The 24,183-nt window shown below is 42.9% G+C and carries 23 protein-coding genes and 1 pseudogene; 9 read left to right on the forward strand and 15 right to left on the reverse strand.

What is annotated here, in order from left to right; genetic code table 11:
- The first annotated feature begins 196 nt into the window (after positions 1 to 196).
- The 4 genes from A3Q3_RS0102800 (at position 197) to A3Q3_RS0102815 (ending at position 2,731) form a co-directional block, all read left to right on the forward strand.
- Complete coding sequence (locus tag A3Q3_RS0102800; protein ID WP_157355016.1) at positions 197 to 442, forward strand: hypothetical protein; 246 nt, start codon at positions 197 to 199, stop codon at positions 440 to 442.
- Positions 443 to 809: 367 nt separating this feature from the next.
- Positions 810 to 983, forward strand: coding sequence for a hypothetical protein (locus tag A3Q3_RS14445; protein WP_020182051.1), 174 nt, complete (start codon positions 810 to 812; stop codon positions 981 to 983).
- A gap of 144 nt (positions 984 to 1,127) precedes the next feature.
- A complete protein-coding gene (locus A3Q3_RS0102810; RefSeq protein WP_020182052.1) occupies positions 1,128 to 1,526 on the forward strand; it encodes a hypothetical protein in 399 nt (132 codons plus the stop codon).
- Between the two features lie 374 nt (positions 1,527 to 1,900).
- Entirely contained in the window at positions 1,901 to 2,731 is an 831-nt protein-coding gene (locus A3Q3_RS0102815) for an alpha/beta hydrolase (RefSeq protein WP_020182053.1), read from the forward strand.
- On the opposite strand, the gene A3Q3_RS0102820 is transcribed toward A3Q3_RS0102815, so the two are convergent.
- Positions 2,726 to 3,535, reverse strand: coding sequence for a sulfite exporter TauE/SafE family protein (locus tag A3Q3_RS0102820; RefSeq protein WP_020182054.1), 810 nt, complete (start codon positions 3,533 to 3,535; stop codon positions 2,726 to 2,728). The genes A3Q3_RS0102815 and A3Q3_RS0102820 overlap by 6 nt on opposite strands.
- Positions 3,536 to 3,764: 229 nt before the next feature.
- Between A3Q3_RS0102820 and chrA the strand changes: the two genes are divergently transcribed.
- The gene (chrA, locus tag A3Q3_RS0102825) at positions 3,765 to 5,120 is read left to right on the forward strand and encodes a chromate efflux transporter (RefSeq protein ID WP_020182055.1); all 1,356 of its coding nucleotides are present in this window, start codon (positions 3,765 to 3,767) and stop codon (positions 5,118 to 5,120) included.
- 175 nt (positions 5,121 to 5,295) lie between these two features.
- Here chrA and A3Q3_RS0102830 read toward each other — a convergent pair whose 3' ends face one another.
- From A3Q3_RS0102830 to A3Q3_RS0102840, 3 genes are all read right to left on the reverse strand, one after another.
- Positions 5,296 to 6,891: an inorganic phosphate transporter gene (locus A3Q3_RS0102830; RefSeq protein ID WP_020182056.1), complete on the reverse strand. Its 1,596-nt coding sequence runs from the start codon at positions 6,889 to 6,891 to the stop codon at positions 5,296 to 5,298.
- 72 nt (positions 6,892 to 6,963) lie between these two features.
- Positions 6,964 to 7,878, reverse strand: a complete 915-nt coding sequence (gene ppk2 / locus A3Q3_RS0102835; RefSeq protein WP_020182057.1) for a polyphosphate kinase 2 — start codon at positions 7,876 to 7,878, stop codon at positions 6,964 to 6,966.
- An 80-nt stretch (positions 7,879 to 7,958) separates the two neighbouring features.
- Complete coding sequence (locus A3Q3_RS0102840) at positions 7,959 to 9,521, reverse strand: MFS transporter (RefSeq protein ID WP_020182058.1); 1,563 nt, start codon at positions 9,519 to 9,521, stop codon at positions 7,959 to 7,961.
- 196 nt (positions 9,522 to 9,717) lie between these two features.
- On the opposite strand from A3Q3_RS0102840, the gene A3Q3_RS0102845 reads away from it, so the two are divergent.
- The 4 genes from A3Q3_RS0102845 to A3Q3_RS0102860 all read left to right on the forward strand — a co-directional run bounded on the left by A3Q3_RS0102845 (position 9,718) and on the right by A3Q3_RS0102860 (position 12,351).
- Positions 9,718 to 10,311 carry a TetR/AcrR family transcriptional regulator gene (locus A3Q3_RS0102845; RefSeq protein WP_020182059.1) on the forward strand — a complete coding sequence of 198 codons (594 nt, stop codon included), beginning with the start codon at positions 9,718 to 9,720 and terminating at the stop codon, positions 10,309 to 10,311.
- A gap of 156 nt (positions 10,312 to 10,467) precedes the next feature.
- Positions 10,468 to 11,154 carry a type 1 glutamine amidotransferase domain-containing protein gene (locus A3Q3_RS0102850; protein WP_020182060.1) on the forward strand — a complete coding sequence of 229 codons (687 nt, stop codon included), beginning with the start codon at positions 10,468 to 10,470 and terminating at the stop codon, positions 11,152 to 11,154.
- A complete protein-coding gene (locus tag A3Q3_RS0102855; RefSeq protein WP_020182061.1) occupies positions 11,154 to 11,450 on the forward strand; it encodes a DUF1330 domain-containing protein in 297 nt (98 codons plus the stop codon). The genes A3Q3_RS0102850 and A3Q3_RS0102855 overlap by 1 nt, the downstream gene beginning before the upstream one ends.
- Positions 11,451 to 11,481: 31 nt before the next feature.
- The gene (locus A3Q3_RS0102860; protein WP_026361721.1) at positions 11,482 to 12,351 is read left to right on the forward strand and encodes a DMT family transporter; all 870 of its coding nucleotides are present in this window, start codon (positions 11,482 to 11,484) and stop codon (positions 12,349 to 12,351) included.
- Between the two features lie 477 nt (positions 12,352 to 12,828).
- Here the strand turns inward: A3Q3_RS0102860 and A3Q3_RS0102865 are convergent.
- From A3Q3_RS0102865 to A3Q3_RS0102920, 11 genes and pseudogenes are all read right to left on the reverse strand, one after another.
- A pseudogene (locus A3Q3_RS0102865) lies at positions 12,829 to 13,973 on the reverse strand (IS3 family transposase).
- Positions 13,974 to 14,011: 38 nt separating this feature from the next.
- Positions 14,012 to 15,049, reverse strand: a complete 1,038-nt coding sequence (locus A3Q3_RS0102875) for a sigma-54-dependent Fis family transcriptional regulator (RefSeq protein ID WP_033425015.1) — start codon at positions 15,047 to 15,049, stop codon at positions 14,012 to 14,014.
- A gap of 319 nt (positions 15,050 to 15,368) precedes the next feature.
- Complete coding sequence (locus tag A3Q3_RS0102880; protein WP_020182067.1) at positions 15,369 to 16,334, reverse strand: beta-propeller fold lactonase family protein; 966 nt, start codon at positions 16,332 to 16,334, stop codon at positions 15,369 to 15,371.
- A 392-nt stretch (positions 16,335 to 16,726) separates the two neighbouring features.
- Positions 16,727 to 17,368: a response regulator transcription factor gene (locus tag A3Q3_RS0102885; protein ID WP_020182068.1), complete on the reverse strand. Its 642-nt coding sequence runs from the start codon at positions 17,366 to 17,368 to the stop codon at positions 16,727 to 16,729.
- Positions 17,368 to 18,738 carry a histidine kinase gene (locus A3Q3_RS0102890; RefSeq protein ID WP_020182069.1) on the reverse strand — a complete coding sequence of 457 codons (1,371 nt, stop codon included), beginning with the start codon at positions 18,736 to 18,738 and terminating at the stop codon, positions 17,368 to 17,370. The genes A3Q3_RS0102885 and A3Q3_RS0102890 overlap by 1 nt, the downstream gene beginning before the upstream one ends.
- A 206-nt stretch (positions 18,739 to 18,944) precedes the next feature.
- The gene (locus tag A3Q3_RS0102895; RefSeq protein WP_198288903.1) at positions 18,945 to 20,162 is read right to left on the reverse strand and encodes a DUF4350 domain-containing protein; all 1,218 of its coding nucleotides are present in this window, start codon (positions 20,160 to 20,162) and stop codon (positions 18,945 to 18,947) included.
- Positions 20,163 to 20,304: 142 nt separating this feature from the next.
- Positions 20,305 to 21,051, reverse strand: a complete 747-nt coding sequence (locus A3Q3_RS0102900) for an ABC transporter permease (RefSeq protein ID WP_020182071.1) — start codon at positions 21,049 to 21,051, stop codon at positions 20,305 to 20,307.
- A gap of 13 nt (positions 21,052 to 21,064) precedes the next feature.
- A complete protein-coding gene (locus A3Q3_RS0102905; protein WP_025224405.1) occupies positions 21,065 to 21,985 on the reverse strand; it encodes an ATP-binding cassette domain-containing protein in 921 nt (306 codons plus the stop codon).
- A 159-nt stretch (positions 21,986 to 22,144) separates the two neighbouring features.
- Positions 22,145 to 22,654, reverse strand: coding sequence for an SRPBCC family protein (locus A3Q3_RS0102910; RefSeq protein ID WP_020182073.1), 510 nt, complete (start codon positions 22,652 to 22,654; stop codon positions 22,145 to 22,147).
- On the reverse strand, positions 22,638 to 23,660 hold the full coding sequence (locus A3Q3_RS0102915) for a vWA domain-containing protein (protein WP_020182074.1): 1,023 nt from the start codon (positions 23,658 to 23,660) through the stop codon (positions 22,638 to 22,640). The genes A3Q3_RS0102910 and A3Q3_RS0102915 overlap by 17 nt, the downstream gene beginning before the upstream one ends.
- Entirely contained in the window at positions 23,657 to 24,181 is a 525-nt protein-coding gene (locus A3Q3_RS0102920; protein WP_020182075.1) for a hypothetical protein, read from the reverse strand. Before A3Q3_RS0102920 ends, A3Q3_RS0102915 begins: the two co-directional genes overlap by 4 nt.
- Positions 24,182 to 24,183 lie beyond the last annotated feature (2 nt).

Raw genomic sequence — 24,183 nt, forward strand, 5'->3', positions numbered from 1 at the left:
CTATGCAATACATGAGGTTAAGGCACATACCACCTACTTACGCATGGCATATTAATTGCTTATATTTTCCCTGAAGTTTTACGCAAAATCGAAGTATCTCGAAAGCAACAAGCCTCTTGTACAGATTCAGATACCACATTCGCAAATACCCCCTATCGGTTAATAACCTCAAATAACATGGAGACTTAGATTGAACTTGAGTATTATTTTTACAGCCCTTGCCATTTTTTCAGGGCAAGCATTGGCTACATGCAACACCGTCATGGGTGGCTGTACCACAGAACAAGCCGTGAATGTGGCCCCACACATGCATTCCGACAGCAATAAAGCTGCAACAGCTACACCTAGCGCGCCTAGCACTAACAACGCAGCAGTCAATAAAAATATCAAAAATGCTAACGCAGCCACCCCAGCAACAAAACCAGCCACTAAGAAAATGTAACGATATTTCTTCTAACCTCGCACTTTTCGATGAGGTTTGATTGCAAGACAAAAACAGGCAGCTTACTTTACTGCCTGTTTTTTTATGCCCGTTCTGCAAGAACTGGTGCGAAAAATGTTAGTTTCTATACGCATATGTCTAAAATTTGTCAGTCATATTAACCAAACATTGATGCCTTAGCACGAATACAGGCTGGTTCAAATCAATGATAAGCGGCTTTTTTACCTCTCAGTTTTATCTATTTCGCTATTTATGCATCGTTTCTCAACAATTTAAGCCCATAACAAGCTTGGCACGCAATATGCTTTTGTATAACTAAGTGATGAAAATTGCTTAATTACTAACAGCAAGTTGAAGGGAAAACAACATGCCAACCGAAAATGTAAAAAAAGTAGACAAAATTAAAGTGATTGATCAAATGCTAGAAGATTTTGCAGGCGATGAATTTGATGATTATCAAGAAAGCTATCGTGGCATGAGCAGTGGTAACAAACACTATTCTGCAGATGAAGACACTGTCTCTCTTGATGATATTTATTAATCACCACGGATTGCTAAGCTTTACTTGTCACACCCGATAACCTGCGTTTGACGCACTTCATTTTCGTCTCAAGCTGCCGTTAACAGTCATACAAGAGAAGCATTTGCAAGACGCATCTCTATTGTGAGCAGAATTGAGGCCAACATGAGACTATTGAGCGCACTATTACACCACGCATGGCTTGCCATCACACTTAAACACCATGGCGTAGGCATGCCTACCCAACCCATGGGTGCAATTGCACTTGTGAGCCTCTACATTGCTTTGCTGCTGACGAATATCAACATGCAACACACGTTAACTATTGAAAGCGTGGTTGGTATATTGTTTGTTGCGCAATTTTATATCTTTAGCTTAAGAAACCGCATTGTGGGCCTAATCATCTTGATTGGGATTATTGCGAACGCGCTCATGCTCTGCGCACAATGGTTAACAGACATTCCTCAGCAACAGCTGTTTTTGATCACGCTATTAGAATACGTGATGATTTTTTCTGCCATGCTCAATGTCATCAAAGACCTGATGAGCGCCAACCACTACTAATTTCTTGGCTTTGCTTGGCTTGTGAATAACGTGTGAGATACACTCGCCCGCAAAATGCCAACAGAACAAGCATCACAAGGTAAACTTCTTGGGTAAAAAAAACCCCACACTTTCGTATGGGGCCACCCCTTGAGGAGGGAAACTAGTATGAAGACACGTTCACACATATTAGTCTTGACACAAAATATAATATCACACTAATCAATAGTGCGCTAATATAACAGATGGCATCATAAGTGAAAGCAGAACATGAACTGCCGCCTAAATAGGCAATCAATACTTACGCAAGCGCACTAATAACATTTCTACTTATTTACACCACCATACGCGTGATTAATATTCCAAACCTAATCTCATCCTGCATTGCATTATTGATGTTGGCAAACACAGCTTGCTCGCCCATTAAGGTGCTGAACAGCCTCATACCATCACAGGGTTACACCATCAAAGCTGACATTGCATATGGCGCACTTCCGCGGCAAAAAATGGATATTTATCTTCCAAAAATGCCGATTACCGCAAACAACCCTATACCAGTGATTGTGTTTTTTTATGGGGGCAGTTGGGATTCTGGCGAAAAAGAAGACTACTTATTCGCGGCTGAAGCATTTACTTCCAAAGGCTATATGGTGGTCATCCCTAATTACCGCGTATACCCGGATGTCAAATTTCCAGAACTCATGCAAGATCCGGCGAGCGCGGGCAAATGGGTAAAAACGCATATCGCCGAATATGGTGGTGATGCCAATCAGATCATGATGGTTGGACACTCAGCAGGCGCACACTTACTTGTGATGTTGGCACTAAATCCCGATTACTTAGCACAAGTTTCACTCAGCCCGAATGCCTTTAGTGCTTATGTAGGGCTGGCAGGTCCGTATGATTTTCTACCGTTAAAATCTACCCGATTAAAAGAGATTTTTGGTCCGGATAAGACACAATGGACTTCCCAACCAATTCACTATGTGCGAGGCGACAACCCACCACTATTGCTAGCAGTAGGCTTAAAAGATGGGACAGTGTGGCCGCGCAACACCTTTAATTTGGCACAAGCCATCCGTGCACAGCATGGACAAGTAGAAGTCGTTGAGTTTCCGCATTACGGACATATTGATATGGTGGCTAAGCTTGCTAAACCATTACGAGGCAACAGTGAGTTACTGAACGCAATTGTGCAGTTTTTAGAAGCTAACCGTAATCTATAGGTGGTTGACCAACAGCTTTATACTAATCAACACTAGCAGGCACGCAAATATGCGTCTGATAGTAGCCACTGGCAGTTTGTGCGCAAGACTTGCGCCGTAACCTACCGTAAATACACTCACAACAGAAATGCACAAGACCGCAGGCAAATAAACATAACCTACTGTAATAGGTATGCTGCTGTGCCAAGTAGCTATTGGCCCATTGAGAATATACCCTGCCGTACCGGCTATAGAGAGCGGAAAGCCTAATGCAGCCGACGTGCCTATCGCTTTTTTAATATCGACATTACGGTAAGCAAGATAAGGCACAGTCAAAGAGCCGCCACCAATCGACACCACCGAAGAAATCGCGCCAATAGCAAACGCAACACTAGCCAACTCCAACGGATGAATTCTCACATGCTCGACTGAGGACTGCGGTGCAGCCTTAAGCATTTGCCACGCGACAAACACCAAAAACACAGAGAAAATCAACGACAGCACAGCACTATTGAGTTTGGCCACAACAAATGTGGTACAAAATGCGCCGAGCACCACGCCTATGGCCATAGACTTTACATAAGGCCATAACACGCCTTGTTTGCGTTGATGTGATCGCAAACTGAAAAATGAAGTAATGACAATACAGGCCATGGAAGTACCGAGCGCATAGTGAAAAATAAGGTCAGGCGGAAAATGTAATACGCCTAGTACTGCAGTAAAAAATGGTACTAAAACCAGCCCCCCGCCAATGCCTAGCAATCCGGATAGTACGCCTACAATGGCACCAGTCAGTAAAAAAATCAGTACGAGTTCAATGGTCATAGCGGCAGTAAATATGGTTATTTATTCAGTATAAAAATGGAAGATATGCTGCATGTACATCTCAAGCTGGCAATTGGGCGAACTTGGAATGTATCACTCTATCGATATTAAATTAAATAATATTCGATTATATTTTTATACCAAACGCAGATGAAGCCTATGATGGATGGACCACTTACGCCCAAGGCCTGCACGCATCATGTGAGATAATACTTACGGAGGATTGCCCATGGACGTAAACCACAATACACATATAAACACCCAAGCCCCTAGATCTATCTCCATCACACAAGCCATGCTTTATTGGCTCAAGTTAGGATTTATTAGCTTTGGTGGTCCGGCAGGTCAAATTGCCATCATGCATCATGACCTAGTAGAGAACAAACGTTGGATTTCCGAAAAACGCTTTCTGCATGCGCTTAATTATTGCATGGTGCTGCCCGGCCCTGAAGCACAACAGCTCGCTACTTATATTGGCTGGTTAATGCACCGCACATGGGGTGGCATCATTGCTGGCACACTGTTTTTTCTCCCCTCTTTTTTTATTCTGGTGATACTGGCTTGGGTTTATATGGCCTATGGTGCAGTACCTGCAGTAGCTGGCGCCTTGTACGGCATTAAACCGGCAGTGGTAGCCATTGTATTATTTGCCGCATACAGAATCGGCGTGCGCACGCTTAAAAATACAACCATGTGGACCATTGCTACATTGGCTTTTCTGGCCATTTTTGCATTAAAGCTCCCCTTCCCGCTCATTGTGTTGGCTGCTGGCTTGATTGGTTACTTGGGTGGGCACCTATATCCCACGCACTTTAAAATTGGTGGCGGACATGGTGCCACTCAACACACATACGGCCCGGCGCTGATTGATGATGACACACCTACACCGTCACACGCTTTTTTTACTTGGCGTAAAGTATGGAAAATAACGCTGATTGGGCTTGGCATTTGGTTGAGTGCAATGCTGCTATTGATTAGCAACTATGGCTGGCAAGGTGCCTTTACACAAATGGGCTGGTTCTTTACCAAAGTAGCACTACTTACCTTCGGTGGCGCGTACGCGGTACTCCCATATGTGTATCAGGGCGCTGTAGAACACTACCAATGGCTGAGCCCAACGCAAATGATAGATGCATTGGCGTTAGGAGAAACCACTCCCGGCCCGCTGATTATGGTCGTCACATTTGTCGGCTTTGTCGGTGGCTGGGTAAGCCAGGTATTTGGTGCAGATGCCCTGCTTTCCTCTGCATTGATAGCAGCTACCGTGGTCACCTTTTTCACGTTTCTGCCAAGCTTCATTTTTATTTTGCTAGGCGGGCCATTTATTGAAACGACGCACGGCAACCTTAAGTTTACCGCCCCACTAAGCGCCATTACCGCCGCTGTAGTTGGCGTAATCTTGAACCTGGCACTATTTTTTGCTTACCATGTATTTTGGTCGCCAGATAATTCCGCAACACTGGATTGGTTCTCAGTCGCATTGACGGCAATGGCTGCGTTTGTCATCTTTAGATATAAAGCCAATGTGATTGCAGTGATTTTAGCGTGTGGATTTTTGGGGATGTTATGGCGTCTTTTTTATTAATCTATAAGATTAATAAAAGTTAATAACCATATGATTTAATTAAAAATAGTTTTATATAATGCTTTGGGGCTTAGGTGGCTTAGACAGTCGTTGCATAAGTCACCCTCACCCTCTAAGCAATGTAAAAATGCCCATGTTGCAATGCAAACATGGGCTGCTTAAAGCACCTGGCAAATTAAAACAAGTAGGTAAATAACCAATACAGTGAGCCAGATAGCAACATGGCCATTGGCAGTGTCAATACCCAAGCCGTCAATAAGCTCTTGATTGTTGACCACTGCAGGCCAGATTTATTGGCTGCCATGGTACCGGCCACGCCAGAAGACAATACATGGGTGGTGGACACTGGCAGGCCATACATGTCTGCAGCACCAATCATACTCATGGCGACGAGCTCAGCCGATGCACCTTGTGCATAGGTCAAATGTGTCTTACCAATTTTTTCGCCCACAGTGACAACAATACGCTTCCAGCCAACCATGGTGCCCAAACCAAGCGCGATGGCCACTGCAACTTTGACCCATAGCGGGATAAATTTTGTAGAAGCATCTATCTCTTTTTTGAATGCAGTGACATTCTTCTTGGTATCTTCATCAAAACTAACCGCTTTATCTTTATCAATCAGGCGGATAGCCTCTGAAGTTAAGTACATATCGTTACGCACGTTGCCTACGCTTTCACTTGGTACGCGGTCAAATGTACCGTACTCTTTTACCTGACTACCGATTTGTCCGGTAAGTGCGGCCAGCGCAGGTAATACATTGGCGTTGTATTCTTTAGTGCGGATATAGTCCGAAATGACTTGTCGTGGCTCTGCCGGTGCAGCTGCAGGCGCAATTTTCACCAATGATTGTTGTGTCACTTGCGCCACAGCAACGAACTGCGTCATCTGGTCTACAGGCATTGCTCTATTCAAGGCATATGCCATGGGCACAGTACCCACCAATATCAGCATGATTAACCCCATGCCTTTTTGGCCATCATTGGAACCATGCGCAAATGACACGCCAGTACAGGTGAGTATGAGTAATCCACGAATCCATACAGGTGGAGGTTTGTTACCTTTGGGCTCTGCATATAACTCTTTATTTTTAACAAATGCTTTTAATGCCAGCAATAGCAGCGCTGCAAACACAAATCCAATCATTGGAGATAGCAACAAAGAATAGCCGACTTTAGTGGCTTGCGCCCAATCCACACCACTGGTACCTGTGCGCCCATGCATCAAGGCATTCGCCACTCCTACACCAATAATAGAGCCAATCAATGTATGGGATGAGGATGCCGGCAAACCTAGCAACCATGTGCCTAAATTCCATAGGATTGCCGCAATTAGCAACGCAAACACCATGGCAAAGCCGGCACCAGAACCCACTTGCAGAATGAGCTCAACGGGTAATAAGGAAATAATGCCGAATGCAACTACCCCACTGGAAAAGAGTACGCCCAGAAAATTGAAAAATCCTGACCATACCACGGCAAAATTGGGCGGGAGAGAATGCGTGTAAATCACGGTGGCTACTGCGTTTGCAGTATCGTGAAAGCCATTGACGAACTCAAACCCCAGTGCGATTAACAGCGCAACCCCTAACAATATATAAGGCAGTATGGTGGTGGTTTTAACGCCTGTATTCGTCACATCATTCATCAGGCTGATTGCTGTAAATGCCAAACCGCCAATTAACAAAGCAACGAATATAATCGCTGTCATTAACCCTGGTTTATGATCAAAATTTGGTTTGATGGGTGGGCTGTAGCTAAGCGTGTTCATATTGGATCCCGACATAATTGATTGTGACTATTCTTCGCTAATTTGATGTCAGTTTGATGACATAGGCTGGTATTAATATACTTCAGGGACAAAGAGCTCTTTAGGTACGGGCATCCGCACATAATCTTCGTGATGTTCGCGTTGTGGCAGTTCAATGACGGGCCGCTTGATTTCCTCATACGGCATCTGATTGAGCAAGTGGTGGATACAGTTTAATCTAGCTTTCTTCTTGTCCACTGCTTCCACAATGCGCCAAGGTGCTTCTTCGATATGCGTGCGTTCCAGCATGGTTTCCTTGGCTTTGGTGTATTGCTCCCAACGACGGCGCGATTCTAAATCCATAGGACTCAACTTCCATTGCTTCAATGGGTCGTGCGCGCGCCCTAAAAAGCGTAAGTGCTGTTCTTCATCTGAGATTGAAAACCAATACTTAATCAGCTGGATTCCAGAACGTACCAACATGCGTTCAAAATCGGGGACAGATCGAAAAAACTCTTCGTACTGCGTATCGTCGCAAAAGCCCATCACGCGCTCGACACCGGCACGGTTGTACCAGCTGCGATCAAACAATACAATTTCGCCTGCGGCCGGGAGGTGCGAAACGTAACGCTGGAAATACCATTGGGTACGCTCACGTTCATTGGGTGCTGGAAGTGCGGCGACTCGACAGATACGTGGATTTAATCGTTGGGTGATGCGTTTGATGACGCCACCTTTACCCGCGGCATCGCGACCTTCAAACAGAATGACTACTTTATGACCAGTTGCGGCCACCCAATCCTGCAGCTTAACTAATTCGCCTTGGAGCCTGAATAACTCACGGAAATACTTTTGACGGTAACTTTTTTGCTCTGCTGTTTGGTCTAAAGAACCGCTCTCTAGAATTTCAAGATCGCGATCACCGAGCTCTAACTCCAGCTCTTCATCGTAGCTATCAATCAAATCATTGTGAATACGGCGGACTATTTCATCGTTACTTAGGCTCATTATTATGCTCACCAACGTAGAGTGTTAAGCATAAACGGTGAAAATGACAAATTTGTGACGTATTGAAGCTACCAGCAGTTTTAGCGACTATGAATATTCACTTTGGGAATGCGATACGCTAGCCAAAACGCTACCAACACAAGGCCAGTAATAAACCATTGGCTGTCATGCACGGCAGTGACCAGCGCCTCCCTAGCACTGGTCAGCAAATGCAATCCTTCGCTCTGGCTTAAATGAAATAATTGTAAAAACTGCGCTGATTTTTCATGACTAAATAATATCTGTGGGTTGTCTAGGCTAGGCGCTAGTTCCGGAGCGCTTTTCAAGGTTAATAAAGTGTGTATTTTCGAGGTATATTGACTTGAAATAATTGAGCCAATCACCGCTGCACCCATCATACTTCCAACCATCCGCATTGACTGTAGCATGGCAGTAGCAATGCCAAGCTGTGTTCTAGCTGCACTTGCTTGCACGATAAGCGTTAAGTTTGGGAGCAATAATCCGATGCCTAACCCGCCCAATGCCATTGCGCTAAAAATCATGATATGCGCTGTTAGAATAGTGACTTGTGTCATGGCTAATGCTGATATTAAAAATGCAGCCAACCCAACATATAACACTACGTTGGGGGAGTCTATGCGTGACATGATTCTTCCATTCACGATACTGCCCACCGTAATAAAAACGGCCAAAGGCGTAACCAAAATACCGGCTTGATTAGGGGAAAGCCCGAAGCCACCTTGAAACATGAGCGGCGCGTAGTACATGATGGCAAATAAACAAAACCCCATCATGGATGACAGTGCAAAGACCGGACCCAGAATATTATTCTTGAACATGCCTAATGGCAGAATCGGGTTCTCACAACGGCGTTCCCACCAAAATAAAGTGAAGCCAGCAATAATGCCAAGTACGCCTAATGGGATTAGCAGCACAGAATATTTATCTTGTAACAACCATTCAACCATCAGTTGTAAGCTACCAAGTGTTAGCGCAATTAAAAAAGCCCCTAGCCAATCCATGCGTGATGGCGGCTGATTTGAATAACGGATTTTTGGTAAAAAGTACCAAATAAACGCAAGGCTTAATATACCGACAGGTAGATTCACAAAGAATACCCAGCGCCAACCCCAATACTCCGTGAGATAGCCGCCAATCGATGGGCCAACAGCGTTAGCTAACCCAAATGCGGTGCTGAATAGCACTTGCCAACGTAAACGTTCATGGGTGTCTGGAAATATGTCTGGAATGCTTGCAAAAGAGGTAGCGACTAACATACCACCGCCAATCCCTTGCAGGGCCCGAGCAAATACTAGTTGAAGCATGCTTTGCGCCATGCCACAAAGCATGGATGCCAGTGTAAATAACACGATGGCAATGACAACAAATGGCTTACGGCCATATTCATCGCCTAATTTACCAAAGATGGGCACCGCAATGACTGAGGTAAGTAGATACGAAGTACCAACCCATGCATAGAGCTCAAACCCATTGAGCTCTGCGATGACAGTGGGCAATGCGGTGCCTATGACCGTTTGATCTAGCGCCACCATCATGAGGACGAAGCAAAGCCCCATCATGGCTAACAGCTTTTGTCTAAAGTCCCTAGGTCTTGCTGGCGCGTCGGTGGCTTTCAATGACATCCCTTAAAGTTTAATCCTAGCGAAGCTGCTGAGTTGATGCACTGAAATACATGCACTAAAAATATGAGTGTAATGGAATTAATAATTGAATTTCTACCCTGTAGATATCTTTGTTGATATCTTTTGTATTTTTAATGGTTGAATTATTGAATATAAATTACTAGACAACTGGTCTACTAGTTGATATTATTGCGGCATGAATACAGTAAATGACAATATTGATGTACGTAGCCACATACTGGAAACCGCTCAGAAAATTATCAGCAGAAAAGGTTATTCTGCTGTTGGTTTGAATGAGATTCTGGCAGCAGCTGACGTTCCTAAAGGCTCCTTCTATTATTACTTTAAATCTAAAGATGCCTTTGGTGAAGCCATGCTCCAAAGCTATTTTGAAGAGTATCACGCCAATATGGATGCAATACTCAACGTTGAGAATCAGACTAATGGCCAGCGCATTTTAAATTACTGGAACCATTGGCAGGAATCGCAAGCCAGCTTTGATTGCCAAGGTAAGTGTTTGGCTGTTAAGTTGGCTGCTGAAGTTGCGGACTTATCTGAAGCCATGCGCTTAGCACTTAAATCTGGGACCGCAGGCATTATTAATCGATTAGCAGAGGCTATTGAGAGTGGGATTGCAGATGGATCATTAAAGACTAAGGTTGAGCCCAGCAGCTTAGCGCAGACACTTTATCAAATGTGGTTGGGCGCCAGTTTAATGACCAAAATTACACGAGATATGGCACCTATTCACAACGCAATGGCCACCACAAGAAGTCTGTTGCTGGTGTAATTGACATTACTTTTTAATATTCATAATTTTTTATTTAACTCAGTTTTTTATACTTTATTTAAACCAGCTATTTTTTTAATTGCATTATATACGACCGGTCTAATTGTTGGGAACTGAGCGTATTTTATTATCCCAACATTTAAAAGGTAAACGCATATGAAAATTCTAATCGTACTCACTTCTCATGATCAACTAGGCAGCACCGGAAGAAAAACTGGATTCTGGCTAGAAGAGCTTGCTGCCCCCTACTATGTTTTTAAGGATGCAGGTGCAGAATTAGTGCTTACCTCCCCTCTTGGTGGGCAACCCCCGCTAGACCCAAAGAGCAATGAGCCTGATTTTCAAACCGAAGCGACCCATCGCTTTGAAGCTGATGCGGCAGCAAATGCTGCCTTAGCCAACACAATCCGTTTAGACACGATCAATCAAGCGGATTACGATGCAGTATTTTATCCAGGTGGCCATGGCCCATTATGGGATTTGGCTGAAGATAAGAGTTCCATACAGTTAATATCAAGTGTATTGGCAAGCCATAAACCTGTAGCATTGGTGTGCCATGCGCCTGGCGTGTTAAGACATATTAAGAATGCTGACGGTACGCCACTTGTAAAAGGTAAGAAAGTCACGGGTTTCAAAAACTCGGAAGAAGCTGCGGTTGGGTTATTAGAGATTGTGCCATTTTTGGTAGAAGACGAATTGATCAGCAAGGGTGGGCAATATTCCAGCGCTTCAGATTGGGCATCGTATGTGGTGCAAGACGGAAACCTTATTACGGGCCAGAACCCTGCTTCTTCTGCCGAGGCAGCGAAACAACTTCTGCAGTTTCTAAGTAAAAGGACTTGATGATGAGTGCTTATGTGGTGATGATACGGGAGCGCACACTGGACCAAGACGAAATGGTGCTGTATGCCCAACTAGCCAAATTAGCGCGGGAGGGGCATCAGGTCACTCCTTTGGCTAGATATGGCGCGATGGAGACTCTAGAAGGTTCTCCGGCCGAAGGTTGTTTGATTCATGAGTTTCCAACAATCAAAGATGCGCAAAATTGGTACCACAGTGCCAAGTACCAGGAAGCACTTAAACATCGACTTAAAGGCGCTGAATATCGTGTTTTAATCGTTGAAGGTTTAGAGGCTTAAGCAAATTAAATATAACAATGGACAATCAATGATGGGCAATATCAATACTTACCTGATGGCTACTATGGCTGCAATATTTTGGGGTGCTAACTTTAATTTAGCTAAACCAGTGGTGGCGGAGATGGGCCCCTATATTGCTGGGGCTAGCCGCTATATTCTTGCTGCAGCCATTATGGTGCTAATTGCGCTGATCAGAAAAGAGAACATTCCACTACGACATTTGAAGGCTTATCTGACTTTAGGCGTAGTGGGTGTTTTTGGATTTAATTTGTTTTTCTTTTTAGGGATGGAAACCACCTCTGCTATCAATGGCGCACTCATCATGGCATTAAATCCGCTATTAACAGCTATTTTGGCGTATCTCATCCTGGAGGATAAACCCTCTAAACAACAGATGATTGCATTCCCCATTGGCGTGGCTGGCGTAGCGATTGTTGTATTGGGTGCCGGCGCACACTTAACACTCTCTATTGGCGACCTTTACATCTGCATAGCTAATGTAAGTTGGGCGCTGTATAACGTGCTCGTTCGTCAAGTAATGCCAAAGAATGTCAGTGGCATAGCCAATACGGCAGGCATCATGACTGTAGGTGCAATCGCATTGAGCATCGCCGCAATATTGCAAGGTGATCGCTTTGTAGTACCGACACTAGCTACGGGCGCCTCACTCGCTATGATGGCAGTGGGCGGCGGTGTCTTGGCTTATCTTTTCTGGAATGCGAGCATCGCCAAATTAGGGCCATCAAAAGCAGCGATTTTTATGAACCTAGTGCCTGTTACCTCCATGGTCATCGCTACGATTGAACGTATACCACCCAATAACGCACAGGTGCTAGGCGCTATCTTAGTCATCAGCGCGGTAACGTTTAGCTCGTTTTCACAATCAAAATCGACATCATGATTTGAAAATTCAAACAATATCAACAGCGGCAATCAATTAGAATGTATGTCGCTGTTTTTTCGCAATTTATTGACGTAATCTACGCCAACTTAATATCACACCAGTGAGGCTGAATATAAATCCAGTGACAGTAAACAAAATCACTAGAATCGTTTTTAATTGCGGCGATTGATTTAGTGCTGGGAAGTGTTGTTGCCTCAGATACAACTTACTGAATCTGCTGCTTCAATATCAACAGCTGGAAATCATGAGAAAAACCTCTGAATGCGCTTTGCTAGCGCCAAGTCTTTAAAAGCGATAGATACAAAAAAACCCGCATTTAATTTTATTAAAGCGGGTTAGAGCAATTGCAGATGATGTTTGAATTATGGATTATTGAATGGTACCAAACTGCTTGAGCAATGCGCGTAATACGTTGCGACTAATGCCAAGTACTCTAGCAGTTTGCACTTGGACTTCACCCGTTTTACTAGACGTTTATTGACTTCCACTTTGTAGCTTTTCGAACGCCATCGGACTTAGTTGATTAAGATGACTGTGCCGACGCTTACGATTGTAAAACACTTCGATGTATTCAAATATCTCTGATTTAGCTTCCTCTCTTGTTGAATAGATTTTTCGTTTGATACGTTCTTTCTTCAAATTACTGAAGAAAGACTCAGCGACTGCATTGTCATAGCAGTTTCCACGTCGACTCATGCTGGGGACTAAATGGTTATCTTTACACCATCTTGCAAAGTCATCACTACCAAATTGACTGCCTTGGTCTGAATGAATAATGACAGCTTGCTTAGGTTTGCGCCGCCAGACTGCCATCAGCAATGCATCCAATACAATCTCAGTGGCCATCGTGGGTTTCATCGACCAGCCAACTACACTGCGGGAGTACAAATCAATCACAACGGCCACATATAACCAACCTTCATAAGTGCCAACATAGGTAATATCCGTTACCCAAGCGACATCTGGCTGATTGACAGTGAACTGCTGTTGTAGACGATTAGGCGCTGCGATTGACGGTTTGCCTGACTTATATCGTGGGCGTCTGTAACCACATATGGATTTGAGCTTGGCTTGGTGCATCAAACGTGCAACACGCTTTACACCACAGTGAAAGCCAGCTTCACGTAAGTCTCGATGAATACGTGGGCTGCCATAGATACCGTAACTGTCATCGTAAGATTGTTTAATCTCAAGCAGCAGCTTACTGTCCTCTATTGCTCGATTTGAGTGTGGCTTAACTTTCCAAGCATAGTATCCACTGCGATGCACCTTTAACACTCGGCACATGCTCGCCACCTTAAACTCAGTACAGTGTTGATCGATAAAAGTGTACTTCACTCTTGGTGACTGGCAAAGTACACGGCGGCCTTTTTTAGAATGTCACGTTCTTCTGTGGCGCGTTTTAATGCTGCATTCAATCGAATGACTTCTTGTTTTAAAGCCATCACATCTTTATTCACTACGGGTTGCTATTGTAGCTCAGCTTCTTTAATCCACTTGTAAATACTTTTAGTGGATATCCCTAAACGCTCTGCAACCTCTGCAGTATTGTGGCCGCGTTCTGTGATTTGTTTGATAGCTTCAGCCTTGAATTCGGCCGTATATCTGATGCCCTTCATTTTTAACTCTCCATTCCTGTTTCGACATTATGATATGTCTATTGAAACGGGTGAAGTCCAACTTGATTGCTTTTGCAATACTCATACGTTTGCAACACTACTTTTTGAATAAATAAATCATAAAGCTGATCGGGCTCTTGTCGAATTAAATCATTGATTGATTTTTCTAATCGCTGATCTGAAGATAGCGCATGTTCACCATCTGACATATGCGTCTGCTGTATAGAAGGCAGATTGAGATCAAACGGCTTTAATGTTTTCCCATCGCAGACCAGTAGCGCCCGATGAATCACATTTTCAAGCTCACGAATATTGCCTGGCCATGGATACTCAATGAGATGCTTTAATGTATCTGAAGTGAGCTCCGGCTTAACCGTATGCAAGCGATTGCGATAGACCTCAAGAAAGTGTTCAACCAAAGGCAATATATCGCCCCTGCGCTCTCTTAAAGGTGGAATCTCAATCGGCACTACTTTAATACGGTAATACAAGTCTTCCCTAAAACGGCCTGCATTCACCGCCTCGGTGAGATTGACATTGGTGGCTGCGATCAATCTAACATCAATCGGAATTGGCTTCCGTGACCCAATAGGAATGACTTCACGCTCTTGCAACACTCTTAGCAATTTCACTTGTGTAGACAATGGTAAATCACCGATTTCATCCAAAAACAAAGTACCGCCATTCGCCGTTTCAAACCATCCTTTTTTAGAGCCCACTGCACCGGTAAAGGCACCTCGCTCATATCCGAACAACTCACTCTCAACCAAAGTTTCTGAAAAAGCGCCGCAATTAATCGCCGCAAACGGTCCTTCTCTGCGCGGGCTAAGGTTATGCAAATGCCTTGCCACCAACTCTTTACCAGTGCCCGTTTCTCCTTTTATCAGCGCAGTAGCATTGCTAGGCGCCACTTTTTCAATCAGAGATAATAGCTGCTGTGATTTTTCATCAGCAAATATGAGCGCGCTAGCACGTATGGAAAGGCTAATTTGCTGTGGATTCGGGAATTGGATAATCGACTTTTTTGTCCAGTCAGATTCCGAGCTAATCGCCTTATCAAATTGAATTCCGTGCATTTTTTTATCAACTAAAAACAAAACGGAAATGTATCACCAAGCAAATATATTATAAAATAATATTAAATTATACTTTTATAACAAAAAAGAATATAACTGCAGAAATAAAACATACCTCAATAAAACATACCTCATTGTTGAACACGTTCTTGAATGTCTTTTTGACAGCTATCCAAACGGACTTCTGAATCTTGAATGCAATGGTCTAGTGAACCCAGCTGTTCTACTCTATGTTAAAACACGGGCGTCTATTTTTAAACCGCCAGCAAATACAGAAGTAGATTGGGTAATCAGGTGTTGATACAGTCTTATTAAATGCTTACCTAATGACAACACCCCATGGCAAATTGCCTACTGGGATTTCACCGACTATTTGATTCGTTGATGTATCAATCACTGATATGCTATTACTACGTCCATTAGCCACGTATAGCTTTTTACCGTCAGGGGTTAGCGCCATATTCCACGGGCGCTTCCCTACAGCAATTGTTGTAATCACAGTATTGTTAGTGGCGTCAATCACGCTAATATTATGATCACCACCATTACTCACATATACACGACTACCATCATGCGACACCTTTATACCGTTTGAGCGTAAACCAACGGGGATGCGATGCAGAATTGTCCAGTCGCCGACAGAGACTACTTCGACTAAGTTAGCGGCTTCATTGGCAATATAAACCAGCTTTCCGTTTGGCGAGAAGCCAATTCCTCTAGGGTGCTTGGTCGCTTTAATCAAATGTACAGATTGATATGTTGAGGTATCAATCACATCCACATCACCGCTTTCCTCATTGCTCGCTAACAACCAATTACCTTGAGGAGAGTATTCACAATGTTCTGGGTTGCGGCCTTGTGTTTTTGCGGTATGCGATAATTTAACGGTTGCTAAGTCCACAAATGAAACCGCATTTTCTTCCTCTAGACAGGCGGCTAATGTTTTACCATCCGGAGAAATACTAATCCCCTCAGGCTCATCCCCTACCTTCACTAACGCTTCCTGCTTATGCGTTTCTAAGTTCACCACAGCGACGGCATTTTTATCGCGGACCACGACATATAGTTTTTTGCCATCTGGCTGAATAGCAACTGCCTGAATTTTCTTACCAAACTTCCCTTTGGCGGGCAATTGATATATCACTTTATCTGAAGCAGTATCAATCACTGAAACTTTGCCATCTTTTTCATTGGGCACGTAAGCTAATGGAGCAGCATATATTTTAAATGCATAAGTACTTAATACAACGGATAAAAGGGCAGCAGTCTGTAATGTTTTATTCATATGTCTTTTTAATATCGGCAATCAATTATTCAATGGCGCATCAATTTTAATAGGTAAATTTTTACAATCACTTATCCCTGCGTCTGTATACAGGGATACTAAACTTATATCCCGAATTTCATACGTCAAAACTCACTAAAAACATTAGGATTTCTTCCCTAAACTTTATATAAGTAGTTCAACAATTAATTTATAAGCGCTATTCCACGTAAGGATAATTTTCCATGGATAAGATGAAAGACTCCCGTTACATCCCTAAATCAATAACGCTAAACTAAGGTCTCGTTATCTCCAAACTAACGGCTATTTCAATCTAAAGCTAGATTGGCAATAGAAAAAGCCACGCACCTTATATCGCGTGGCTTTTTATTTTCTTCATATTTCTAGCAATCTTAACTATCAACAATCAGCCCATGTTTCATTGCCAGTCGCACCATTTCTATGGGGCTAGACACTCCGAGCTTTTGTTTAATAAGTGTGTAGTAGTTTGCAACTGTTTTCTGGCTAAGCTTCAGCATGTCGGCCACCTCTTCTACACGCTTACCCTCCACCAACAAGCGAAACACTTCAAACTCACGAGAAGTCAGTTGATGAATGGGGTCTGTATCACCTGTAAGCGTTTGCATAGCAATTTTTTTTGCAACGCCTGCACTAAGAAAAGTTTTTCCTCTTGAAACATCAATGACGGCTTGTAATAAGTCTTCTGCCATGCCGGTTTTTGTTACAAACCCTTTAACCCCTGTTTTAAGTGCTTGTGATGCAAACGAAACAGCCTCATGCATTGAAAAAATAATAATTTTTGCATGACTATATCGCTGCAATATCCTTTTCGCTGACTCTATGCCCCCCATGCCTGGCATAGAAATATCCATGACAACAATATCAGGGTTCACTTCACCATATAACTGATAAGCAATCTCTCCTGTAGCTGCCTCTGCTACAACCTCAATGCCATTGCTGTTTTCTAAAAGTCGCCTTAACCCAGACCGCACCACAGCATGATCATCTACTAACAAAATCTTAAGATGTCTCATTACAGCCCCTTATCATCTGAATTAAATGACTTCTTAGGTAAGATAACGCCAATTTTGGTACCTCTTCCTACTACACTATCTATATGCATAGTGCCTCGTAATCCTTGCACCCGCTCCATCATTCCAGCAAGACCATAACCCTTTGTGTGCTGATTAAAATCAAAACCATTGCCATCATCTTCAAACTCCATAAACACATGCTTTTCATCATGCTTTATTTCTATGTTTAATTTTCTGGCATTGGCATGCTTACTAACATTGGTCAAACATTCCTGCATGACTCTATATGCAGTTACAGCTGTGGTTTCCTCAACACAACCCGTAATGTTAGCAATGTTGTGGATTAATAGCGTATTACTATTACGCTCGCGCCAATGATGCGCCAACTCAGCCAATGCCAAACTCAATCCTAATTCATCTAGAACTCTGGGCCGTAACCTTTGCAATAGATCATGAATGGTATTCATCATCTGTCTAGTCACAGCACCGATAGCTTTGGCGCTTTCTTTAGCAGTCACTAATGTTTTAGCTGCAAATATCGCGCTCGCATCAACATGGATAGCTGTTAAATACTGCCCTATTTCATCATGAATATCTTGTGCCAATCGTTTTCTTTCGTCTTCTTGCAAATTAATTATTTGCTGGGTCAGGCGATGATTATTCACTGTGCTTTGTTGCAAAGTATCTGCCATCAAGTTAAATTTAGAGCCAATTTCCTTTAGCTCAACTTGCTTAAACTCAGGCAATCTACTTTGAAAATTACCAGTTTCAAGTTGCGTCAGCGCCGAAATAATTTGTTTGACTGGTTTAAAAGTGTACTTCACAGCAATGTAGGCAAATAGGTTCATCAACACGAAAAAAATAGCTACTAAGGTTAACAGCCCAACCGTATCATCCCAAACCTCAGCCATTTCAAAGCTAGGGTCAGGCGTAACGACTAACTCACCTAAAAATCGGCCATTTAAAACAATATTCTTTCGTGTTTGCGAGACGCTCAGTGTGGACAAATCCATTGCCTTAACAAACCATTGCGGCGGCTGATTGATGTCAGTTTTATCATAGGCGTTTTTATTTGTTTCACGTAATCGACCACTCGCATCATAAAAATCTATTCTAAGATGACGGATATTGCCTAGATTTTTGAGTCTAAAAATCGATGTTTGGCCTTCGGCTCCTGGGCTCAGCCACCCAAAATCAGAACTATAATGAATGATTTCTGCATCTAGCAAATGTAAAACTAGATTCGAGGTTGACTCAATTTCAGCACGTACATCTTCTCGAGCATTATGGGTAATTGAATAAAAACTAAGTGCTAATAATGACAATAGCAATCCAGTAATCATTAAATTAAGTTTTAACTGCAGACTCATGGATAGGTACTCAAATTAACGCAGACATAGTATAGGTTCTTGCAGCATTGTTCTTGGGAAAAATTCCCGACCTCAATAGCGCCCTATTGGAAAATAGCCTAATAACGAATGAAACTGCAATTACAGTTCTATTCAAACACAGTCAAATAAACACTGAGACCCTTCAATTGAAACGGGTGTTAGCACTTGAGTGTTTGCACACAAGATTAACGCTTTCTGCGCCTATATAACACATAAAAAGTTAAAAAAGACAGTAGCCCGGGAATAATATATTGAATCGTATAGCCAATCAGTTTAGGCGCTACTGAATGCTCAGGCACAATCATATTCACATCTTTTAATCGTGTAGGCTTAATTGTCACTTTGGTAGCATCAAAAGTTAGCCATTGCAGTATGTTACTCACAAATTGCTGGTTACCACCCTTACTCAAAGACTGACTTGTCAGAAAATGTGAGTCACCTACAACGACAATGCGCTGGACCTTTGCGTTTAACTTCCGTTCATATGTTAAGACCACATGATGCGGAACAAGCGTAGGCTCTACAGTGCTCGTTTTTTGACCTTCTGCATCACTCGTTGTGACAACCAATACTAGCGGAGTCACCTTCCAGCCTTGTTCTACTGGAGGTTGGCCATTGATTTCGTGTGGCCAACTGAATATCGTTTTCATTGAAAATTGCTGTGTAATTGGATGTTGCGCATAATAGTTAGCATAGACTTCTTTGCTAACCTGCGATATTTTTTGTGAAGAATTTTGCTGGATGATTGCCTCTGAAACTTTAAGCCCCAATCGATCGGCAAGCTCAGACAGGCTCACATTTACATGATCATCTACCATCCATAGTAAATTTCCGCCTTGATCTATAAACTGCTGTAGTTGCGTCACTTTACTTGAGGTTAGTGAGTCTGATGTGTTGAGTATTAACGCACCCAGTTTTGCGGCGTTCAAGTCATCCGATCTTTCAGTGATGCCATAACCTTGCTGATTTAACGCCCGCTTTAATGCGAGATAATCACTATTGTCTTGTGATTGGGACTGATTAGCTACATCAAGCAATGCAATACGCCGGCTTTTAGTATGCGATAACTTCAAAAGCAGATTGGTAAATCTCTCTTCATTGATTGGTGGGAAAATATGCATTGATTGTTGCTGGTACTTGACTACTATTTCGCCATCAATCGTGATATTTTCGGAACGCGCTAATGCTGGGTTCTCGTGTGTACTGAATATATTCAATGAAATATTGGGCTTAGTCCGTTGATAGCGCGCAATAAAATCCTGCATACTTTGACGAAATTGATCACCATGGGTCATGTCATCCTTAGAGGCAAACACAGTCATTTGGATAGCATCTGGCATAGACTTTAAGACCGAAATACTTGGCTGTGACAAGCTGTTGCGGTTGTTTTGCGTTACATCCACGCTAAACAGATACTGCTTAGAGAAATAGCCCATCAACAAACACAAGCATAACATTACGATCAAACATGATTTGGTATGCATTACCCAATGCTCGAATGGTTGGTGTAGATGCATAGAAGTTCCTTTAACGCTATTTGCAAATTTAACCATATACCCTCTGATGCTCTAATTTACGGACGGTTAAGAACACAAAAGAAAGCGCTACTAAGAGATAGAATGCAATGTCTGCCGTATTTAACAGGCCAACAGCAAATGATTTATAGTGTTGCATCATCGACAAATCAGACCAAATAGTGTTGGGCTGTTGTGCAAAAATATGATCCAAAAACAAGAGCATGATCAATACAAGAAATGAGAGTACTGCTGCCAGAATGGGTTGACGCGTTAAGCTTGAAAAAAACAAGCTAATGGCAGAAAAGCTTGCAATCAGCAAACTTAAACCTAATACGTTGGCAAAAATATATCCGAAATCAATATCTGTCCATGCATTTAAAATGCAGATAATCACAACTAAGTAAGCTAACATCAGCGCCAAAAAGAGTATTAAGCTTAAAAATTTCCCCACTACAATTTCTGCAAGCGAGATAGGCGCACTTAGCATAAAAGGCATGGTTAGATTTTTTTGCTCTTCAGAAAATAGCCGCATGGAGAGCAAAGGAATAAAAATCAGCATAATGAAAGAGGATGTACCAAACAAATTAGATCCTATGTATTTCGTGAGTCCAATTTGTTCAACGATAGGGATATTTCCCATCATCACTTGCATATATTCGCTAAGCGATTGGGTATATAAAATTCCCATGACAATTGCATATATCGCCAACATACCCCAACCGATATAGCTGGCAAACAATACTTTTATTTCTTTTCTAATCACGACAAAGATCATGTCAGCAATTCCTTCACTCTGATTTTGTAAGCTTTAAAAAAACATCTTCTAGCGAAGTTTGCTGCTCGCTGATCAGAAACAATCCCCAATTATTTTTTACTGCCAATCCAACAATCTCCTCAGCTGGCGATGCATGTTGATATTGAACAACCAAGGTATTTTCATTTTTGTAATCCACACCAACCACATGTTGAAGCTCAGTAATGGCTTGAAGATTGACGGGGCGTTTAAACCCGACAACGAGTGCGCGTGTTTGCATGTGCTGCTTGAGTGTTTCAATATCCGACTGATAAAGCGATTTCCCCTGCTCCAGAATCTGCACATCGTCACACACCATTTCGACTTCTGGTAATAAGTGCGTAGAAAAAATCAAACTGGCGTCTTGGGCAATGTCACGCATTAAGCTTCTAATCTGCCTAATTTGAATTGGGTCTAAACCAACCGTCGGTTCGTCTAAAATAACCACCATAGGTGAGTGAATAATGGCTTGAGCTATGCCTACACGCTGCTGAAAACCATTGGACAACTGCTCTATCACACGCCGCCCCACTTCGGTTAATCCACACCGCTCTTTCACTAAAGCAATGGATTGTTTCGCTTTACGTGAAGATAACCTGTGAAAACTTGCCGCAATCTCAAGATACTCATCGACTGTCAGCTCTTTGTACAAAGGACGCTGTTCTGGCAAATAGCCAATCAACGCTTTTGCTTCAGTTGGCTTACGCAAAATATCAATACCACAAATACGAACAGCACCATGTGAAGGCGCTAGATGACCTGCAATCATTCTCATGGTTGTGGTCTTACCGGCGCCATTGGCGCCCAATAACCCCAGCGCTTTACCCTGCTCTAGAGTAAAGCTTAATTCACTCACCACTTTGCGGTCTTCATAGATGCGGGTAATAGCATCGACTTCTACAGTTATGTTATTCACAGTACAACTTTTCATGTCTAAAGAAGCTGGCAACGTCTATTGCCAGCTTGATTCCAAATCCTCAATGAGTATCTGCCAACCATATTTATTTAAATATGGTTACTAGATTTCCCCACCAGCGGCGCAGTGTATTCGCGACCTTTCTTGAGTCAGCCTTACTTACTTTTTTGGTGAGCTTGCCTCCAAATTTGCAAGGCCCTGCTTCACATATGCATTCACCGCATTACGTGCTGTTTCATCATCCGTACCCGGAGGTGGCTCATTAGTCGTATCAACGCGATAGTAGCGTACCATCCAGGAAACACGGGTACCTGAACCCTCAGCTTTAATGCTAATGCGTCCATTTAACGAACTCACTGGCATGGCTTTGGTATCACTGTTGGCTCCTAGTCGATAAGAAATTTTCATTTCGCTAGCCAATACCTCGTCAAACTCTTCATAGATTTTTCCACCTGATTTGAGCGTTAACACTCGCTTATTCTGTTCAGGCGCTTCACATGTGGTGACCGAAGGATGCCAGTCTTGAATCGCACAAGGTTCGCTGAGCTTTTTCCAAACAACCTCCGGTGACAAATTTACCAATACAGATTCATCTGTTTTCTGTGGTGTAGGCCCGTGTGCAAGCGCAGTAGATGAGACAACACATAACAAACTAACTAGATACTTCATTTTTTCTCCTTAATAAAACTAAACGACTGATACGTTGGTATACCCACTTTGGAATGAGATAGAGAATAGCCATTAGCAAACAGATGGTGGCCAACCATGGCCTTAAGTCGATCTGAGTCATTTGCCATTTGGAAAATTGGCTCGAATTAAAGAGTGATGACATCGTGCTCAACTGGTCTAGGGTGATGTATTCCAAGCCAGTCTGATTCGCTAGCTGCGTTAAATGTGCTTTATTCAATGCAGACAAATGCGCATTTTCTGCTTCTGCCGGGTTATTACCATGCGGTGAGTTACGACCGTGATAGCCTTCCTCCATCTCTAATACTGAGAGTGTCTTTCTGTTCACACCAAATGTTGCAAATCGCATCACTTCTTCTTTATCCCAATATCCAGTGACATTATTTTTCTCATCCAACTTAGGAATAGGCGCAGGCTTATCTCCCCCTACACCGAATATGGCTCCTAATACTTGTCCTGCTTTCCCTTCAAACTTAGGTGTATTGTCTACGCTCAGTGGCGGTGCTTGATGACCGTCAGTTATAAATGCCAAGCGAAGATTTGAATCAATTTTCTTCACTTTAGTGATTGCGTCAAACAGCCCGTGTGCTATAAATGAATCGGCAGCCCAAGCCATGCGCCAATCCAATTGCGCTACTGTTTCATCTAATGCATTAAAGTGCTGACAGACTTCCAGAGGCTTTAATACAGTAACAATGGAGCGTTCTGTAAATACACCTAATGCCACTTTTGATCCGCAAGGAAAATGACTTAACGCTTGCCGTATCGCACGCTTGGAAAACTCAAGGCGGCTCATTGATTTTCCATCTACCCAATAATCACTCACATTCATACTTTGGGTAATATCCACCACCACAAACCAATGATGCACCGGCGATGGTAATCGTATGGCTGGCTTAAACATGGTAACCACTAGCATGAGCAATATCGCCATCAAGCAGATACCGCGATAATCACGCACATATGGCTTTAGTTTTTTTAAACTCAAGGCATCCCTCTCGGAAAGCCCGGGATAGAAGGCCAACCTTTTTGCGGCAACCCCTCTTGCTCTTCTTCGTCTTGATGGCCTTTGCGTTGTGACGATTTAATGTCTGGTGCAAGTCTGAACACCAACTCCATGTTGTACTTAGCCTCAAGCCAGTTGGGGTCTATACTTAGCGCATTTCGGTACCCATCTTTGGCCAACGCAAGCAATGGCATCACTTCATCCCATGCGCCATAGCCTTGCGCATCTAGCAGTCGCAAGGCTTTTTTTAACCGAATATTTGCGCTGTTGTAATAAGCTAATTTTTTGATGTCTGAATCTGCCACGCTCAGCACTTGGGTATATAGGTCTAATGCTTTTTGCTCGTACGCTAATTTCTGCCCTAATTTCCAAGCATTCATCAATCTATAAGATTCTGTTTGCTGTTGACTAAGCGCGTGTGCATTCAAGGCCTGATTGTATTGATAGTGCTGATAGCAACGGACGGCAGAAAGAACAAACACCAATAAGGCTATCACTAGCACAA

The sequence above is a fragment of the Methylotenera sp. 1P/1 genome, assembly GCF_000384355.1.
GTDB lineage: Bacteria > Pseudomonadota > Gammaproteobacteria > Burkholderiales > Methylophilaceae > Methylophilus.

Bases quoted from the DNA above. Each gene is read 5' to 3' on its own strand.
- A3Q3_RS14445 (WP_020182051.1), top strand. From the start codon at position 810: ATGCCAACCGAAAATGTAAAAAAAGTAGACAAAATTAAAGTGATTGAT.
- A3Q3_RS0102810 (WP_020182052.1), top strand. From the start codon at position 1,128: ATGAGACTATTGAGCGCACTATTACACCACGCATGGCTTGCCATCACA.
- A3Q3_RS0102815 (WP_020182053.1), top strand. From the start codon at position 1,901: ATGTTGGCAAACACAGCTTGCTCGCCCATTAAGGTGCTGAACAGCCTC.
- A3Q3_RS0102820 (WP_020182054.1), bottom strand. From the start codon at position 3,535: ATGACCATTGAACTCGTACTGATTTTTTTACTGACTGGTGCCATTGTA.
- chrA (WP_020182055.1), top strand. From the start codon at position 3,765: ATGGACGTAAACCACAATACACATATAAACACCCAAGCCCCTAGATCT.
- A3Q3_RS0102830 (WP_020182056.1), bottom strand. From the start codon at position 6,891: ATGAACACGCTTAGCTACAGCCCACCCATCAAACCAAATTTTGATCAT.
- ppk2 (WP_020182057.1), bottom strand. From the start codon at position 7,878: ATGAGCCTAAGTAACGATGAAATAGTCCGCCGTATTCACAATGATTTG.
- A3Q3_RS0102840 (WP_020182058.1), bottom strand. From the start codon at position 9,521: ATGTCATTGAAAGCCACCGACGCGCCAGCAAGACCTAGGGACTTTAGA.
- A3Q3_RS0102845 (WP_020182059.1), top strand. From the start codon at position 9,718: ATGAATACAGTAAATGACAATATTGATGTACGTAGCCACATACTGGAA.
- A3Q3_RS0102850 (WP_020182060.1), top strand. From the start codon at position 10,468: ATGAAAATTCTAATCGTACTCACTTCTCATGATCAACTAGGCAGCACC.
- A3Q3_RS0102855 (WP_020182061.1), top strand. From the start codon at position 11,154: ATGATGAGTGCTTATGTGGTGATGATACGGGAGCGCACACTGGACCAA.
- A3Q3_RS0102860 (WP_026361721.1), top strand. From the start codon at position 11,482: ATGGGCAATATCAATACTTACCTGATGGCTACTATGGCTGCAATATTT.
- A3Q3_RS0102875 (WP_033425015.1), bottom strand. From the start codon at position 15,049: ATGCACGGAATTCAATTTGATAAGGCGATTAGCTCGGAATCTGACTGG.
- A3Q3_RS0102880 (WP_020182067.1), bottom strand. From the start codon at position 16,334: ATGAATAAAACATTACAGACTGCTGCCCTTTTATCCGTTGTATTAAGT.
- A3Q3_RS0102885 (WP_020182068.1), bottom strand. From the start codon at position 17,368: ATGAGACATCTTAAGATTTTGTTAGTAGATGATCATGCTGTGGTGCGG.
- A3Q3_RS0102890 (WP_020182069.1), bottom strand. From the start codon at position 18,738: ATGAGTCTGCAGTTAAAACTTAATTTAATGATTACTGGATTGCTATTG.
- A3Q3_RS0102900 (WP_020182071.1), bottom strand. From the start codon at position 21,051: ATGATCTTTGTCGTGATTAGAAAAGAAATAAAAGTATTGTTTGCCAGC.
- A3Q3_RS0102910 (WP_020182073.1), bottom strand. From the start codon at position 22,654: ATGAAGTATCTAGTTAGTTTGTTATGTGTTGTCTCATCTACTGCGCTT.